Annotated in this window: 14 protein-coding genes; 9 read left to right on the top strand and 5 right to left on the bottom strand. The window is 60.1% G+C overall.

Annotated features, from left to right (window positions below):
• The first annotated feature begins 31 nt into the window (after window positions 1–31).
• The 7 genes from ACA043_RS16500 to ACA043_RS16470 all read left to right on the top strand — a co-directional run bounded on the left by ACA043_RS16500 (window position 32) and on the right by ACA043_RS16470 (window position 7975).
• Window positions 32–718 carry a CsgG/HfaB family protein gene (locus tag ACA043_RS16500; RefSeq protein WP_161986630.1) on the top strand — a complete coding sequence of 229 codons (687 nt, stop codon included), beginning with the start codon at window positions 32–34 and terminating at the stop codon, window positions 716–718.
• A gap of 29 nt (window positions 719–747) precedes the next feature.
• Window positions 748–1116, top strand: coding sequence for a DUF4810 domain-containing protein (locus ACA043_RS16495; protein WP_489879464.1), 369 nt, complete (start codon window positions 748–750; stop codon window positions 1114–1116).
• A complete protein-coding gene (locus ACA043_RS16490; protein WP_489879465.1) occupies window positions 1113–1772 on the top strand; it encodes a DUF799 domain-containing protein in 660 nt (219 codons plus the stop codon). The genes ACA043_RS16495 and ACA043_RS16490 overlap by 4 nt, the downstream gene beginning before the upstream one ends.
• Window positions 1773–1985: 213 nt before the next feature.
• Window positions 1986–2675: a GntR family transcriptional regulator gene (locus ACA043_RS16485; RefSeq protein WP_187679800.1), complete on the top strand. Its 690-nt coding sequence runs from the start codon at window positions 1986–1988 to the stop codon at window positions 2673–2675.
• Window positions 2676–2809: 134 nt separating this feature from the next.
• Complete coding sequence (locus ACA043_RS16480; protein WP_497657427.1) at window positions 2810–4921, top strand: hybrid sensor histidine kinase/response regulator; 2112 nt, start codon at window positions 2810–2812, stop codon at window positions 4919–4921.
• Between the two features lie 29 nt (window positions 4922–4950).
• Window positions 4951–7584: an excinuclease ABC subunit UvrA gene (locus tag ACA043_RS16475; protein ID WP_497657426.1), complete on the top strand. Its 2634-nt coding sequence runs from the start codon at window positions 4951–4953 to the stop codon at window positions 7582–7584.
• A gap of 121 nt (window positions 7585–7705) precedes the next feature.
• Window positions 7706–7975 (top strand): hypothetical protein, encoded by a 270-nt coding sequence (locus tag ACA043_RS16470; protein WP_497657425.1) that lies wholly within the window; start codon window positions 7706–7708, stop codon window positions 7973–7975.
• A gap of 63 nt (window positions 7976–8038) precedes the next feature.
• Here ACA043_RS16470 and ACA043_RS16465 read toward each other — a convergent pair whose 3' ends face one another.
• Window positions 8039–8560 carry a DUF4142 domain-containing protein gene (locus tag ACA043_RS16465; RefSeq protein ID WP_187679804.1) on the bottom strand — a complete coding sequence of 174 codons (522 nt, stop codon included), beginning with the start codon at window positions 8558–8560 and terminating at the stop codon, window positions 8039–8041.
• Window positions 8561–8766: 206 nt separating this feature from the next.
• On the opposite strand from ACA043_RS16465, the gene ACA043_RS16460 reads away from it, so the two are divergent.
• Window positions 8767–9009: a DUF465 domain-containing protein gene (locus tag ACA043_RS16460; protein WP_187679805.1), complete on the top strand. Its 243-nt coding sequence runs from the start codon at window positions 8767–8769 to the stop codon at window positions 9007–9009.
• 109 nt (window positions 9010–9118) lie between these two features.
• A complete protein-coding gene (locus ACA043_RS16455; protein ID WP_187679806.1) occupies window positions 9119–9283 on the top strand; it encodes a hypothetical protein in 165 nt (54 codons plus the stop codon).
• 62 nt (window positions 9284–9345) lie between these two features.
• On the opposite strand, the gene ACA043_RS16450 is transcribed toward ACA043_RS16455, so the two are convergent.
• The 4 genes from ACA043_RS16450 to ACA043_RS16435 form a co-directional block, all read right to left on the bottom strand.
• On the bottom strand, window positions 9346–10422 hold the full coding sequence (locus tag ACA043_RS16450; protein ID WP_497657424.1) for an SMP-30/gluconolactonase/LRE family protein: 1077 nt from the start codon (window positions 10420–10422) through the stop codon (window positions 9346–9348).
• A complete protein-coding gene (locus ACA043_RS16445; RefSeq protein ID WP_497657423.1) occupies window positions 10419–11564 on the bottom strand; it encodes a sterol desaturase/SRPBCC family protein in 1146 nt (381 codons plus the stop codon). Before ACA043_RS16445 ends, ACA043_RS16450 begins: the two co-directional genes overlap by 4 nt.
• Before the next feature lie 112 nt (window positions 11565–11676).
• Window positions 11677–12540, bottom strand: coding sequence for a LysR family transcriptional regulator (locus tag ACA043_RS16440; RefSeq protein WP_187679828.1), 864 nt, complete (start codon window positions 12538–12540; stop codon window positions 11677–11679).
• 239 nt (window positions 12541–12779) lie between these two features.
• Window positions 12780–14498, bottom strand: a complete 1719-nt coding sequence (locus ACA043_RS16435) for a hydrogenase maturation protein (protein ID WP_497657422.1) — start codon at window positions 14496–14498, stop codon at window positions 12780–12782.
• Between the last annotated feature and the right edge of the window lie 172 nt (window positions 14499–14670).

Genomic DNA, 14670 nt, shown 5'->3' with positions numbered 1-14670 from the left:
CCGTTTTTCAAGAAGGAAATACTCAGTGAGAATGATCTCCCGGATGCTGGTCTCAGGTGTTGCGATTGCCGTGCTGGGCACAATCGCCGGCACGCTCGCCGGTTGCGCGACCGAAAGCTCCCGCGCGCTGCCGGTGGCCAAGGTTGAAAGCGCCACGCAAGTCTGGACTGGCGTTCGCGTGCCGATGGCCGTGGGCAAGTTCGATAACCGCTCCAGCTATATGCGCGGGATCTTCTCCGACGGCGTCGACCGTCTCGGTGGTCAGGCCAAGACCATCCTGATCACGCACTTGCAGCAGACCAACCGTTTCTCCGTGCTGGATCGCGACAACATGGGCGAAATCCAGCAGGAAGCGGCGATCAAGGGCCAGGCCCAACGCCTCAAGGGCGCTGATTATGTGGTCACCGGTGATGTCACCGAGTTTGGCCGCAAAGAGACCGGCGACCACCAGTTGTTCGGCATTCTTGGTCGCGGCAAAACTCAAGTGGCCTACGCCAAGGTCAACTTGAACATCGTCAACATCAGCACTTCGGAAGTGGTGTATTCGACCCAGGGCGCCGGCGAATACGCCTTGTCCAATCGCGAAATCATCGGCTTCGGCGGCACCGCTGCCTACGACTCCACCCTCAACGGCAAAGTCCTGGATCTGGCCATGCGCGAGGCGATCAATCGCCTGGTTGATGGCATGAACGCCGGTGCCTGGAAACCGGGCAACTGATCGACGCCCATTGCAAGGAGCAACAACCCATGAATTTGAATCTGTCGCGGTCGCTGATGACCCTGACGCTGGCCGCCAGCGCCTTGCTGGCGGGTTGCGCCGGCCCGCAAACCCTGTACCAGTGGGAAGGCTACGAACCCCAGGTCTACGAGTATTTCAAAAGCGAAACACCGAAAGAAGCCCAGGCTGAAGCACTGGAAGCCGACCTGCAGAAGATCCGCTCCACGGGTAAGGCCGTACCACCGGGTTACCACGCGCACCTCGGTCTGCTGTACCTGAGCATGGGTAAGGACGATCAGATGGTGCAGCAGTTCCGTACCGAAAAGACCCTGTTTCCCGAGTCCGGCACGTACATGGATTTCCTGCTTAAAAACGCCAAGACCGGAGACGCCAAATGATCCCGCGTGCAGTGAAACTGCTGGTGGGCGTGCTGGCACTGACCCTTCTGGGGGGCTGCGTAAAACCCAAGACCGTGGATTACTCGGCGTATAAGCAAGCGCGTCCGAAGACCATTCTGGTGCTGCCGCCGCTGAACACCTCGCCGGACGTCAAGGCCTCCTACAGCCTGTTGTCGCAAGTGACGTTTCCGCTGGCCGAGGCCGGTTATTACGTGCTGCCGATCGCGCTGGTTGACGAGACGTTCCGCCAGAACGGCCTGACCACGCCGGATGATATCCATCAGGCACCGCCCGACAAACTGAAGGAAATCTTCGGCGCGGATGCGGCGCTGTACATCACCGTGACCGAGTACGGTACGCGTTACATGGTGATCAGCAGCGAAACCGCAGTGACCGCTACCGCAAGACTGGTCGATCTGAAATCCGGCACCACGCTGTGGACCGGTTCGGCGCGAGCCTCGAGCGAAGAGGGTAACAACGGTAACGCGGGTGGCCTGGTTGGCATGCTGATTACCGCAGCGGTGAAGCAGATCATCAACAGTTCTACCGACGCCGGTTATCCGATTGCCGGTGTCGCCAGCAATCGTCTGTTGTCGGCCGGACATCCGGCGGGCCTGCTGTACGGGCCACGTTCGCCGAAATACGGCACGGACTGACAGCGAAGATAAAAAGATCGCAGCCTGGGGTCGCTTCTTGTAAATACATTTGCGAGAAGCGGCAACAGGCTGCGATTTTTTTTGCCTGAACACTTCTCGACTTTCTTCGATATCGACTTGCAATCAAGACCCTGCATCTTGCGGCCGAAGGCGATATCCTGCGCGACAGTTCATGCGCCACGGCAACGTTGCCAGCACGGAAGGAGCTTTCGAGTGACCGAGAAGAAACCGGAAACCACCGTCGACCGCGTCTACCAAGGGGTTTACGAGGCGATCAGCAAGCGTTCGCTGCGTCCGGGGATGAAACTGGGCGAGGCTTCGCTGGCGGAGTTGTTTAATGTCAGCCGCACGTCGGTGCGCGCCGCGCTCAAGCATTTGGAGGCCGACGGACTGGTGACTACCGAGCCCAATAAAGGCGCATCGGTTTCGTTGCCCAGTAACGAAGAGATTCGTTCGCTGTTTGAAACCCGGCGCCTGATCGAGATCGGCATTGTCACCGAGCTATGCCGACGCAAAGACATCGCCGCCATGCAGGTCCTGCGCGAACACTTGCTGCTGGAAGATCAAGCCCATGAGGCCGGCGATCACGAGCGACTGATCTACCTGCTCGGGGAGTTCCACCTCAAGCTTGCCCGCAGCCTGAATAATCCGGTGCTGCTCGACTGGTTCCAGAAGCTGATTTCCCGCGCCTCGCTGTACATTGCCGCACTGGATGACGACAGCCACGAAGCCTGCCGCGACAATGAGCACCTGCGCTTGATCGAGTACATCGAGGCCGGCAATCAGAGCGCCGCCATCGAACTGACCTGCGTGCACCTGAACGGTATCGAGAAGGCCATTCTCGACGTCGCCGCCAAAATGAAAACTGGCTACCATCCGCTCAAACATCTGATCGGTGTTTAAACCTGAACGGCGTCTGAAATCGGCTATACATCTAATGAAACCAATACGCTCGGCGATGCTCGAAACAGACGGGCATCGCGTCCTTACGGCGTCGCGGTTTATCGGGCAATCAGCACAGGACACCGAGTCAACCGATGCAGTTTTTATCCGATAGCCACGGTTGTGACGGCTGGAAAGGCGAAATGGCCGGGCGCATTTGTGCGTTCGACTGGAGCCAGACTGACCTGGGGCCGCTGGATACCTGGCCCACCAGCTTGCGCAGCGCCGTGCAGATGCTGCTCGCTTCGCCGTTGCCGATGGTCATGCTGTGGGGGCGTGCTGGCTACATGATCTACAACGACGGTTATTCGGAGTTCGCGGGTGGCCGGCATCCCTACCTGCTGGGTTCACCGGTGGAACTGGGCTGGCCGGAAGTCGCCGAGTTCAACCGGCATGTGGTGGATACGTGTCTGGCCGGTGGCACCTTGTCTTACCGCAACAAGGAACTGGTATTACTGCGCGATGGCGTGCCCGAAGACGTCTGGATGGATCTGTATTACAACCCCGTACCCGACGACACGGGCGCGCCTGCCGGTGTGATGGCGACGGTGGTGGAAACCACTGAACGGGTGGTTGCCGAACAGCTGCGTCAGGCCGCCGAAGATGCCTACCGCGCCGATAACGAACGGGTGCGTCTGGCATTGAATGCCGGCGCCTTGCTCGGCTCGTTTGTCTGGGATGTGAAAAGCAACACGATGTCGGCAGACGAACGTTTCGCCCGGACGTTCTCTTATCCACCGAACCAGGATCTGAGCAACCTGGCGCAAGACGTCGCTCGCTCGCGCATCCACCCCGATGACTTGCCCTGGGTGCAGGAGCGGGTCGTCCATTCAATGCAGACCGGTGAGCCCTACAACGCCGAATACCGTGTACAGCGCAGCGATGGTAGTTATCTGTGGGTACTGGCCAGCGGTGCCTGCGAGTTCAATGAACAGGGTGAACCGTTTCGTTTTCCCGGCGTATTGATCGACATCCACGAGCGCAAGATCGCCGAAGAGTCGCTGCTCAAATTCACCCGCAACCTTGAACAACGGGTGGCCAGTGAAGTGGGTGCGCGGCTGGCCGCCGAGGAGCAATTGCGTCAGTCGCAGAAGCTCGAAGCGATCGGCGGATTGACTGGCGGCGTGGCCCATGACTTCAATAACCTGTTGCAAGTGATCGCCGGCAACCTGCACTTGCTGGCACGCCATGAGCCGGACAATGCCAACGTGCAACGGCGCGTCAGTGCCTCGCTGGCGGCAGTCGAGCGCGGTGCCAAGCTGTCCTCGCAATTGCTTGCGTTTGCCCGGCGTCAGCCGCTATCACCGGCAGTGTGCAAACCGCAGCAGATCTTCGACGGCGTGGGTGAGTTATTGCAACGGGCGTTGGGAGAAACCATTCAGATCGATATGCAGTTGCCGCAAGAACCGTGGCACATCAACGTCGACCGCAATCAACTGGAAAACGCGATTCTCAACCTGGCGATCAACGCCCGGGATGCGATGCAGGGTGAGGGCACCATTGTCCTCAGCGCCCTCAATACCCGACTCGACAGCACGTTTTGCGCCGGTAAAGGCATCTGCGCAGGCGATTTTGTGCGGGTGGCGGTCAGCGATACCGGTCCAGGCATTCCGCCGCAGATGCTGGAGCAGGTGTTTGAACCGTTCTTCACCACCAAGGCCGACGGCCAGGGCACCGGGCTGGGCCTGAGCATGGTGTTTGGTTTCGTCAAACAAAGTGGCGGGCACGTCGAGATCGACAGTACGCTCGGCGAGGGCACGCGGGTGCAGCTGTATTTCCCGCGCAGCCTGCGGCCGATCCGCGAAGAGTCACCGAGCATCGACAATCATCAGAGAGGTGGTCACGAGACGATTCTGGTGGTCGAGGACAACGACGCGGTGCGCACCTCGGCAGTAGAGTTGTTGCGTGAAGAAGGTTACCGGGTGTTGACCGCAGGCAACGGCGATGCGGCCATGCAGATGCTGCTGGAAGGCGTCGATGTCGATCTGATTTTCACCGACGTGGTCATGCCGGGGCTGATCAAGAGTTCCGATCTGGCCGCATGGGCCAAGGTGCAGGCACCACAGGTGGCAGTGCTGTTCACCTCCGGGCACACCCGAGACATCATTTCGCGCAATCACCAACTCAGCCCCGACACCCATTTGCTGGGCAAACCCTATGGCCCCGAAGCGCTATTGCAGATGATTCGTGCGGTGCTTAACGACTGAGCTGAAAACTCCCTCACCAAGGCAGGCTGATGACTTCCAAACGCACCTCCAAAGCACCCGCCGGTATGGTTCGGGTGCGTGGCGCCCGTGAGCACAATCTGAAGAACGTCGACGTCGACATCCCTCGCGATGCGCTGGTGGTGTTCACCGGCGTGTCCGGTTCGGGCAAGTCGTCGCTGGCGTTTTCCACCTTGTATGCCGAAGCCCAGCGCCGCTATTTCGAGTCAGTTGCGCCGTACGCGCGACGGCTGATCGATCAGGTGGGTGTGCCGGATGTCGATTCTATTGAAGGCTTGCCGCCCGCCGTGGCCCTGCAACAGCAGCGCGGTACGCCAAGCACACGCTCGTCGGTGGGCAGCGTGACCACGTTGTCGAGCCTGATCCGCATGCTTTATTCCCGCGCCGGCAGTTATCCGCCGGATCAGGCGATGTTGTACGCCGAGGCCTTTTCACCGAACACCCCGCAGGGCGCCTGTCCGGAGTGTCATGGGCTGGGCCGGGTGTATGAAGTCACCGAAGCACTGATGGTGCCTGATCCAGACCTGACCATCCGCCAACGGGCCGTCGCTTCCTGGCCGTTGGCCTGGCAGGGGCAGAACCTGCGCGACATCCTCGTGACCATGGGCATTGATGTCGATATCCCGTGGCGCAAACTGCCGAAAAAGCAACGCGACTGGATTCTCTTTACCGAAGAAACCCCGACCGTGCCGGTGTATGCCGGGCTGACGCCAGAAGAAACCCGCGTCGCCCTCAAGCGCAAAATGGAGCCGAATTATCAGGGCACGTTCACCGGTGCCCGTCGCTACATCCTGCACACCTTCACCCACTCGCAAAGTGCGCTGATGAAGAAGCGCGTTTCGCGGTACATGCTTGGCAGTCCTTGTCCGCTGTGCGATGGCAAACGCCTGAAGCGCGAAGCGTTGTCAGTGACGTTTGCCGGCTACGACATCGGTGAACTGTCGCAGATGCCGTTGCTGCAAGTCGCCGAAGTATTGAAACCGGTGGCGGCGGCCAGTTACCTGGAACACGTCGAAGAAAGCGGCGAAACCTTGAGCCATGCGCAGACCCGCGAAGCGCGCCAACAACGCGTCGTCCACGGTGCGAGCGGCCATGCCGGCGCGCCGGATGTGCGCCACACGCCGAACCTGTCGCTGGAAAAGCGTCTGGCGGCGCAGCGCATTGCCGAGGACCTGCTGGAGCGGGTGAGTACGCTGACCGATCTGGGGCTGGGTTATCTGGCGCTGGAGCGCAGCACACCGACCTTGTCGTCCGGTGAATTGCAGCGTTTGCGCCTGGCCACACAATTGGGTTCGCAGTTGTTTGGCGTGATCTACGTGCTCGACGAACCGTCCGCCGGGCTGCATCCCGCTGATGGCGAGGCGCTGTTCGAAGCCTTGCAGCGTTTGAAGGCCGACGGCAACACCCTGTTTGTGGTCGAGCATGATCTGGAAACCATGCGCCGCGCCGACTGGTTGATCGACGTTGGCCCGGCGGCGGGTGAGAAGGGTGGGCAGATCCTGTACAGCGGCCCGCCAGCGGGTCTGGCCGACATCGAGCAATCGCAGACCCGCGCTTATCTGTTCGCTGAGCAGCAGCGTCCGACACGAGCGGCGCGCAAGCCATCGGGCTGGCTGAAACTCGATGGCATCAGCCGCAATAACCTCAGTCATCTCAGCGCCGAATTTCCTTTGGGTTGCTTCACCTCGGTGACCGGCGTGTCCGGTTCCGGCAAGTCGAGTCTGGTCAGTCAGGCCTTACTGGAATTGGTCGGCGCGCAACTGGGGCGGCCGAGCGTTGATGCCGAACCTGAAGAACTCAGCCTTGAGGATGACGCGCCGCAGGTCAGCAGCGGTCAGGTCGTCGCCGGGCTGGAGTCGATCAAGCGCCTGGTGCAGGTCGATCAAAAGCCCATCGGCCGCACGCCACGCTCCAATCTGGCGACCTACACCGGTCTGTTCGACAACGTGCGCAAGCTGTTCGCCGCGACGCCCGAGGCGCAGGCGGCCGGTTATGACGCCGGGCAGTTTTCCTTCAACGTCGCCAAGGGCCGTTGCCCGACCTGCGAAGGAGAGGGTTTTGTCAGCGTCGAGTTGTTGTTTATGCCCAGCGTGTATGCGCCGTGCCCGACCTGTCATGGTGCGCGTTACAACCCGCAGACCCTGGCGATTCTCTGGGAAGGCTTGAGCATTGCCCAAGTGCTGCAATTGACGGTCGATGAAGCGGTGACGGTGTTTGCCGGACAGCCGGGTATTCGTCGTTCGCTGGAGGTGCTGCGTGATATCGGCCTCGGTTATCTGCGGCTGGGGCAACCGGCCACGGAACTGTCCGGCGGCGAGGCGCAGCGGATCAAACTGGCCACCGAACTGCAGCGCAACCAGCGCGGCGCGACCTTGTATGTGCTGGATGAACCGACCACCGGCCTGCATCCACGGGATGTCGATCGATTACTGGAACAGCTCGATACGCTGGTGACAGCGGGGCACACGGTGATCGTGGTCGAGCATGAAATGCGCGTGGTCGCCCAGAGTGACTGGGTGATCGACATCGGCCCGGGGGCGGGGGATCAGGGTGGCAAGATTGTTGTGGCGGGTACACCGCAGAAAGTCGCAGCGAGTAAAAAGAGCCGGACAGCGCCGTTTCTGGCCCGGGCCTTGAGCCGATAGTCGCGCGCGTCGATGGGCACGGCTGGCGAGTGCGATGTTTTGAACGTTGGCGCGGCGCCGGCTTCGAACTTTCAAGGCCCGACTGGTTTCAGTCGCGCTGGCTTTGAACAACGAGGTGCTTATGAACGAGCAACAGCAAAATCAGTCGGGGCAGCCGATCAATCGCAATGATCCGGCCATCGACCCGCAAGTGCCGGGGCAACCGGCGCCGACGCAACCTGCACAACGCCAGGGTGATACGGAGCAGGCGCAAAGTGCTGATCCGGCGGTGGATCAGAAGAACCAGCACACCGATAACGACAACGAGTTCAGCCCGGGTTTCGAGCCTGAGCCGGATCGTGCGAAACCGGGTGAGGAGACGGATGCTGATATAGACACGGATGGGGGTTAATCAGGGTCGCAAATAGCGAGGCCGCATCCATTGGATGCGGCCTCATTATTTGCAGCCGATCATTTATTTGCTCGGATGCTTGGCTTGCAGTTCCTTCGCCGCTGCCAGATGTTTTTCCAGCGCCGGCAGCATTTTTTGGGCGAACGCTTTCAGCTCAGTCGCGCCTTTGACCTTGTCATCCGTCACGGTGTTGGCCTGCTTCTTGAACAACTCGATGGTGTCTTCGTGAGCCTTCACCTGATTGTTGGCGTAGGCCGCGTCGAAGGACTCGTCGCGCATGTCGAGGATTTTCTCTTTGGCCTGCTTGACCAGCGTGGTGGTGTCCGGCACCTCGATGTCATGGGCCTTGGCAATCGTCGCCAGTTCATCATTGGCGTTGCCATGGTCGGTAATCATCATGGTGGCGAACGCCTTGATGTCCGCTGATTGGCTTTTTTCCAGAGCGAGGCGGCTGGTTTCGATTTCAGCAATGCCACCGGCAGCGGCGTTATCGACGAAGTTGTTGTCGGTGGCAGCGAAGGCGCTGCTCATGCCAGTGCTCAAAGCGACAGCCAGTACCAGATGACGCAGCTTGAATCCGTCCATTTGTGTATCTCCACGCAATTTGTTGTGAGCGTTATGCAGTGGAGGCAGGGCGACGGACAAAGGTTTTATCGCATTTGCGACAGGGCGACGAACGGCCACCGCTGGTCTGACAGGTGGTCGACAGAACGCCTCAACCGAGGCCATTCTGGTAACTGGCCAGCGCAATCGGTCGCGTTGGCCGCCCGATCAACTGATGGAGGTGTTCCATGCCGGTTCCCCATGACCTGTTACAGGACTTGAAGATTGCAAAGGAAGAGATCCAGCACAAACGCTCCAACGATCCGTTACTGGATTCATTGATCAACAAGTATGCCGAAGCTGATGCCGAAGTGGTCAAGGCCGAAACCGCCCAGTCGGATGCCCCCAGTGACGACGCACTGAAGAAACTCAAAGAGAAGCGCTTGCAGGTCAAAGACAAGATCGTCCAGCAGTTACAGGCGAAAGCCTGACCCCTGATTAACCTGCCGACCTACGGTTGCAGATTGACTGGAACGACGGCCACGCCCGGCACCTCGAATGTTCAGAGTCTTCCATCATCGACTCTTTGCGAGGTGCCTTATGAACGATCCCAAATTCCCCAGTGAAGAGCAGGGCGCATTCGACCCGGTTCCGACCCATCCCGAGCCTAATAGCCCGGCGCATACCACCGCATTCCCTGAAGAGCCGGTTGAAGAACTGCCGGAGGATGAAGACCCCGACAAGTTCGATAAATCCTCTAATTGACAGACCTCCATCGCTGGCAAGCCAGCGATGGCGTCAGTCAATCCAGCGCAAATTCAGCAGGCTTACTTCAGGGCTTCAGTCAGTGGCAAGCGCGCCATATGCGTTGCCTTGAGCGATCCGAAATACAACCAGTCCCCATACTCGCGCACCGTGGTGATCGGCGAATAATTGCCGCTGCTGGCATCCTGCAAATTGGCAATCACCTTGCCCTCAAGATCCAGCCCCAACACAAATCCGCGCTTTTCCACCGGTTTGGGGAGTACGGTCAGCGCCCGCACGATCATCGTGCGTACGAACGGATATCCGGCAGTGCCATCCAGTAACGCATTGCGCGGTGCATAGAGGGCGACCCAAAAGCGGTTGCTGCCATTGAACGCCAGGTTGTCCGGCAGCCCCGGCAAATTATCGATGAACACGTCGTGGGTGCCAGCCTTCGGCCCGGTCAGCCAGAAGCGGCTGATGCGGTAGGCGCCGGTCTCGTTGACCAGCACGTAGGCGTCATCCGGGCCGAGGGTTACACCGTTGGCGAACTCCAGTTTGTCCAGCAGTACGCTGGTTTTGCCAGTCTGGAAGTCATAGCGCAGCAGACGGCCGTCGCCGCCGTGCTCGATGATTGCCTCGCCGTCATGGCCGTAACCCCAACGACTGGAGGCATCGCTGAAATAGGCATAATGCCCGGATTTGTCGATCGCCACGTCGTCGGAGAAACCAAATTCAAGGTCGTTGGCAGCGGTGGTCAAGGGAATCAACTGGCCTTGAGCATCCAGCGAGAGCAAGCCTTTGACCCCGTCGGCGATCACCAGCAACCCGTTGGGATGCCGCGCCAGCCCCAACGGTCTTCCGCCGGTATCAGCCAGAACTTTGCGCGTCTTGCCGTCGAGACTGGTGCGGATCAGCCTGCCGTCATGCAGCCCGGTGATCAGGAAATCGCTCTCCAGTAGCAGCGCTTCCGGGCCTTCGATATCACTCGGCCCAACCTGTTCGGTCGCTTTGAGACGCTGGTTGTCGGCATAGACGCCTTCGCTGAGGGAGGGCGCCGACGCCGGTTTCCACGCGACCGGTTCCACCCGGGTGGGCATCAGCAGCAGATACGCGATGACGACAACAATCAGCAGCAATAAAAACCGCCGCCACCTCATGCGCTGGCCCTCACGGACGCCAGATGCTGTGCCGCTCTATCGCGCAACGCGAGCATCGATGCCGCCGACTCCCGCTCGATGCGGCGTTTGAGCAATAACTGATTGGCAATGCGCATGCCCAAACCGTCGAAGCGATAATCAAGCGTGCGCAAAAACCGTGTGCCGTTGCCTCCAGCCGAGCACTCGTAGGTCAGCAGCAACGACAAACCGTGATCGCCTTGCGCTCGCGCGCACCAGCGTCGGCCGGGCAAGTACTCGGTGACTTCCCAACTGAGGTGACCGGCACGTCCGCCGGCATGAATATCTTCTTCAAACCGTGACCCGGCGTGCAACGGGCCTTGCGCGCCGTCGATCTTTAATGACGACGGGTGCCACTCGGGCCAGTGGCTGACACTGGCGGCATAGGCGAGCACGGCAATCGGGTCGCCGGCGATATCGATCGTGTGCTGCATGCGGGTCATGGGCATTCTCGAATAGCTCGAAGGGGAGGTTTCCGGCTCCCAGTACAGGGTGCCGAACAGGTAGTCCATCAGTGGCAGGACGATATTGAAATTGCGCTCCTGCATGCGCTCGCGACGGTGATGCAGTTCGTGCAAACGCCGCATCTGGCGAATCCACGGCAGGCGCGTCAGCGGGTTGTCTGGCGGCAGGTGTTCAGCGGCGTGAAACACCTCGTAGGCCAGATAACCCAGGACCATGCAGCCGCCAAACAACCCGGCAACATTGGCGTTGACCTGCGCGAAAAGCCACCACAACGGCAGAGTGATGACCAGCGTGTGAATCACGATCAACCACGCCGGGAACAGAATCACTCGCCAATCCCGGGCGCTGTCGTAAGTCATGTGGCCGGGGGTGAAGAAGCTGTGATGGTCGCCCGCATGCCGAGCGTAGAACATTTTTGCGAAAGCTTTTTTATGGTGGCCGAGATGGCGATGGACCATGTACACGCCAAAGTTGAACAACAACAGCGTCAGCGGCACGGTCAGCCATTCCAGCCAACCGACCTGTTGCACGGTGCTCCAGAACGCACCGATGGCCAGTACACCGAACAGCAGCACGAAGACGCCGTGCAGCCACGGGTTGTAAAACGGATGGATCGCCGCGCGATAGCGGCTGCGAAATGCCTCGGTGGTCTGCCTCACTGCGTTCACCTGTGGGTATTGTTGTTATACCCGGCAGATTAGCCGATCCCGCCGTTTGTGCAGCCCAGACCTTGAGGCCACATGCGCCATGCTGCGCGGCAAATCGGTAGCGTCAGCTCAACGGGTTCCAGCGTTGTGACCAGTCGTCATCGGTGCGGATCACTTCGCGCAGCAGGTTGAAGGCTTGCTGCAGCGTCGCCGAGTCGCGATCGCGCGAGTACACCAGATAGGTCGGATAGCCGAATTCAGGGGCTTTGGTCACTGGTTCCAGTGCGCCGCTTTCCAGATAGGTGCGCACTACGCGCGTACGGAAGTAGCCGCTGCCGCCATTTTCGAGGATGTATTGCAGGGCCAGCGGGCCGAGATTGAAACTCAGCGCAGCTTTGGCTTTTTCCGGCAGAGCGGCATCATGCTGACGGCGGAAGTCCGGCCCCCAGTCGATGTAAACGTACGGATCGGGCCGATCCGGCGCACGCACCAGAATCAGTTTTTCTTCCAGCACCTGCTCGACCTGCAATCCCGGCCAGTATTCCGGTTGATAGACCAATGCGGCGTCGAGCACACCGAGTTCGAGTTGGCGCAGCAGGTTTTCGCCATCGCGGATTTCCATGCGCAGGGCATGGCCGGGGATTTTCTCGCGCAATTGGGCCGCCCAACTGAGCATCAACGGGTTGCACAGGCTGACTTCACCGCCGATGTGCAGCACGTTGTGATAACCCTCGGGCAGCGGCAAATCGCGGCGGGCGGCTTCCCAGGTCTGCACCAGTTGATTGGCGTAGACCACGAACGCTTCACCATTGGGCGTCAATTTCGCCCCGGCGCGATTGCGCACAAACAAGGTACTGCCCAACTGACTTTCGAGCTTTTGTACCCGGGCGGTGATCGCCGTTTGCGTGACGAACAACTTCTGCGCAGCGGCGGCGAGACTGCCGTGGCGGACGATTTCGAGGAAGGTGCGGGCGAGGTCGATGTCCATGGGCGGGCCGGTGTTTGAGGTGGCGAGCATTGTAAAGGCAAAAGCCCCTCACCCTAACCCTCTCCCTGAGGGAGAGGGGATTGACCGAGGTGTCTTGCGTCACACATCGACCTGAAAGATCGAATCGATTATGGATTCAAAGCAAGACCCTCAGGTCGGTTTAGATCGCCAATATCACCGGCTCGGTTCCCTCTCCCTCGGGAGAGGGCCAGGGTGAGGGGAAAGCGGTCACCACCGACTCAACTGGCCAACTCGACCGAACGCACCCGCGCCCAATCCTCCACCAGCCGCGCCGGGGTGCCACACGCCTTGCGCTTATAAACAAAATTGCGGCATTTCTCGGCAAACCCGTTGCGGTTGTAAAGCATGTCTTCCTGCATTTCCTGGAGTTCGGTTTCGCGGCATTGCTGGATCAGCACTTGATCAATCCGTGACTTGCGTTCACGCACAGCGGCGTAAGTCGGATCGCTCAAAACGCTGTTGGCCCGTTGCAACAACCACAATGAAAACTCATCAGGGCAACGCGGGCCGATTTCCTGAACCATGCCCAGTTGCAGCGCCTGGCTGGCACTCACCGGCAGACACGCTTGAGCCAATTGCTCGGCCATTGCCGGGCCGACGGCGCGGGGCAGGCTGTACGTCCAGTTTTCCGAGCCATACAGGCCCATGCTCTTGTAATGCGGATTGAGCACGATATCGGCCCGGGCAAACACGATATCGGCAGCCAGAGCGAGCATCACGCCACCGGCGCCGGCATTGCCCGTCACGCCGCTGACCACCAGTTGCCGTGCACTCAGCAACTCTTCACAGACATCATCGATCGCCTGAATATTCGCCCAGGCTTCAGCGCCCGGATCCTGCGCGGCCTGAATCACATTCAAATGCACACCGTTGGAAAAGCTCCCGCGCCCACCCTTGATCAGCAACACCTGAGTGTCGCGGGACTTGGCCCAGCGCAACGCTTCAACCATGCGCCGGCATTGCTCGGTGCTCATGGCGCCGTTGTAGAACTCGAAGGTCAGCTCGCCGACATGCCCGGACTCGCGGTAGCGAATCGGCTGATACGCCTCGTCGCTGAACGGCTGACTGGCAATCGACCAGTCCAGCGGCGGTACATCGACCAATTGCACGGCCAGCACGTGCCGCGCCGGTTGCTTGAAGGTTTCTTCGCCGGGCTGCGGTTTGCGCCGCAGCGAGCCGATCCAAACACTCTGATCACCGGCCGCGACCAGCACCGCATCGTCATGCACCGCGAGAATTTCGCCGGGCATGCCAGTGCGCGAGTCCAGGTGCGCGTCGTACACGTAATACTGCCCGCCGGCCAGGCTTGCCAGCACGCCGGGCTGGCCGTCCGCCGCGTCTATGCTGCGTTTGATGAAACGTGCGCAATCGTGCCAACTGAAGCTGCGATCAACCTGCTTCATGTTCGGCTGCAAACGCCCGCGTACTGTCGGGTCGGTGTAGTCCAGCACCACTGGCACGAAGCCTTCAACGAATTTTTCCACCACTTCGCGAATGCAGCGAATGGCCGCATCACTGACCCGACCGTTGTACAACTCGGATTTGCGCAATCCGGGCGGCAGATTGAATTCGCAGGTAGCCCAGACCGGCCCGGCGTCCATTTCCTCGACCGCTTGCAGCGCCGTCACGCCCCAGCGTGTCAGCTCGTTGGTAATCGCCCAGTCCAGCGCACTGGCGCCACGATCGCCAACGATGCCGGGATGGATGATCACCACCGGACGTTCGGTATTGCTCCACAGCGCTTGCGGGACGCGGTCCTTGAGGAACGGGCAGATCACCAGATCGGCGCCACTGTGTTCGATCTGCTCGCACACCGAAGCCTCGTCGGTAAACACCACGACACTGGGCGAATGCCCAGCTTCACGCAGGTCCAGCCAGGCACGTTGGGTCAATCCGTTAAACGCCGACGACAGCAGAATGATGTTGAGTGGTCGCATGAAAATTCTTCCTTGAATGGGATCAGCCGCAGGCTCCCGGTGAGCCTTCCCTGGCCTTCGATGGAGCCGGAAGATTAATCAGTGACCGCTCGCACACCAGTGATCGAGATCAACGTTGTGTCAGCCAATTTCCCTGGCGCTCAAACGCAAAATCCCGCCACAAGGGCGGGAT

Source organism: Pseudomonas sp. LBUM1648, from assembly GCF_059716145.1.
The sequence above is the reverse complement of the archived record's forward strand: the minus strand, read 5'-3'. Positions and strand labels throughout refer to the sequence as shown.

Excerpts from the sequence above, each read along its gene's own strand:
- ACA043_RS16455 (WP_187679806.1), top strand. The coding sequence starts at position 9,119 with ATGAACGATCCCAAATTCCCCAGTGAAGAGCAGGGCGCATTCGACCCG.
- ACA043_RS16460 (WP_187679805.1), top strand. The coding sequence starts at position 8,767 with ATGCCGGTTCCCCATGACCTGTTACAGGACTTGAAGATTGCAAAGGAA.
- ACA043_RS16440 (WP_187679828.1), bottom strand. The coding sequence starts at position 12,540 with ATGGACATCGACCTCGCCCGCACCTTCCTCGAAATCGTCCGCCACGGC.
- ACA043_RS16435 (WP_497657422.1), bottom strand. The coding sequence starts at position 14,498 with ATGCGACCACTCAACATCATTCTGCTGTCGTCGGCGTTTAACGGATTG.
- ACA043_RS16450 (WP_497657424.1), bottom strand. The coding sequence starts at position 10,422 with ATGAGGTGGCGGCGGTTTTTATTGCTGCTGATTGTTGTCGTCATCGCG.
- ACA043_RS16470 (WP_497657425.1), top strand. The coding sequence starts at position 7,706 with ATGAACGAGCAACAGCAAAATCAGTCGGGGCAGCCGATCAATCGCAAT.
- ACA043_RS16465 (WP_187679804.1), bottom strand. The coding sequence starts at position 8,560 with ATGGACGGATTCAAGCTGCGTCATCTGGTACTGGCTGTCGCTTTGAGC.
- ACA043_RS16480 (WP_497657427.1), top strand. The coding sequence starts at position 2,810 with ATGCAGTTTTTATCCGATAGCCACGGTTGTGACGGCTGGAAAGGCGAA.
- ACA043_RS16500 (WP_161986630.1), top strand. The coding sequence starts at position 32 with ATGATCTCCCGGATGCTGGTCTCAGGTGTTGCGATTGCCGTGCTGGGC.
- ACA043_RS16475 (WP_497657426.1), top strand. The coding sequence starts at position 4,951 with ATGACTTCCAAACGCACCTCCAAAGCACCCGCCGGTATGGTTCGGGTG.
- ACA043_RS16495 (WP_489879464.1), top strand. The coding sequence starts at position 748 with ATGAATTTGAATCTGTCGCGGTCGCTGATGACCCTGACGCTGGCCGCC.
- ACA043_RS16490 (WP_489879465.1), top strand. The coding sequence starts at position 1,113 with ATGATCCCGCGTGCAGTGAAACTGCTGGTGGGCGTGCTGGCACTGACC.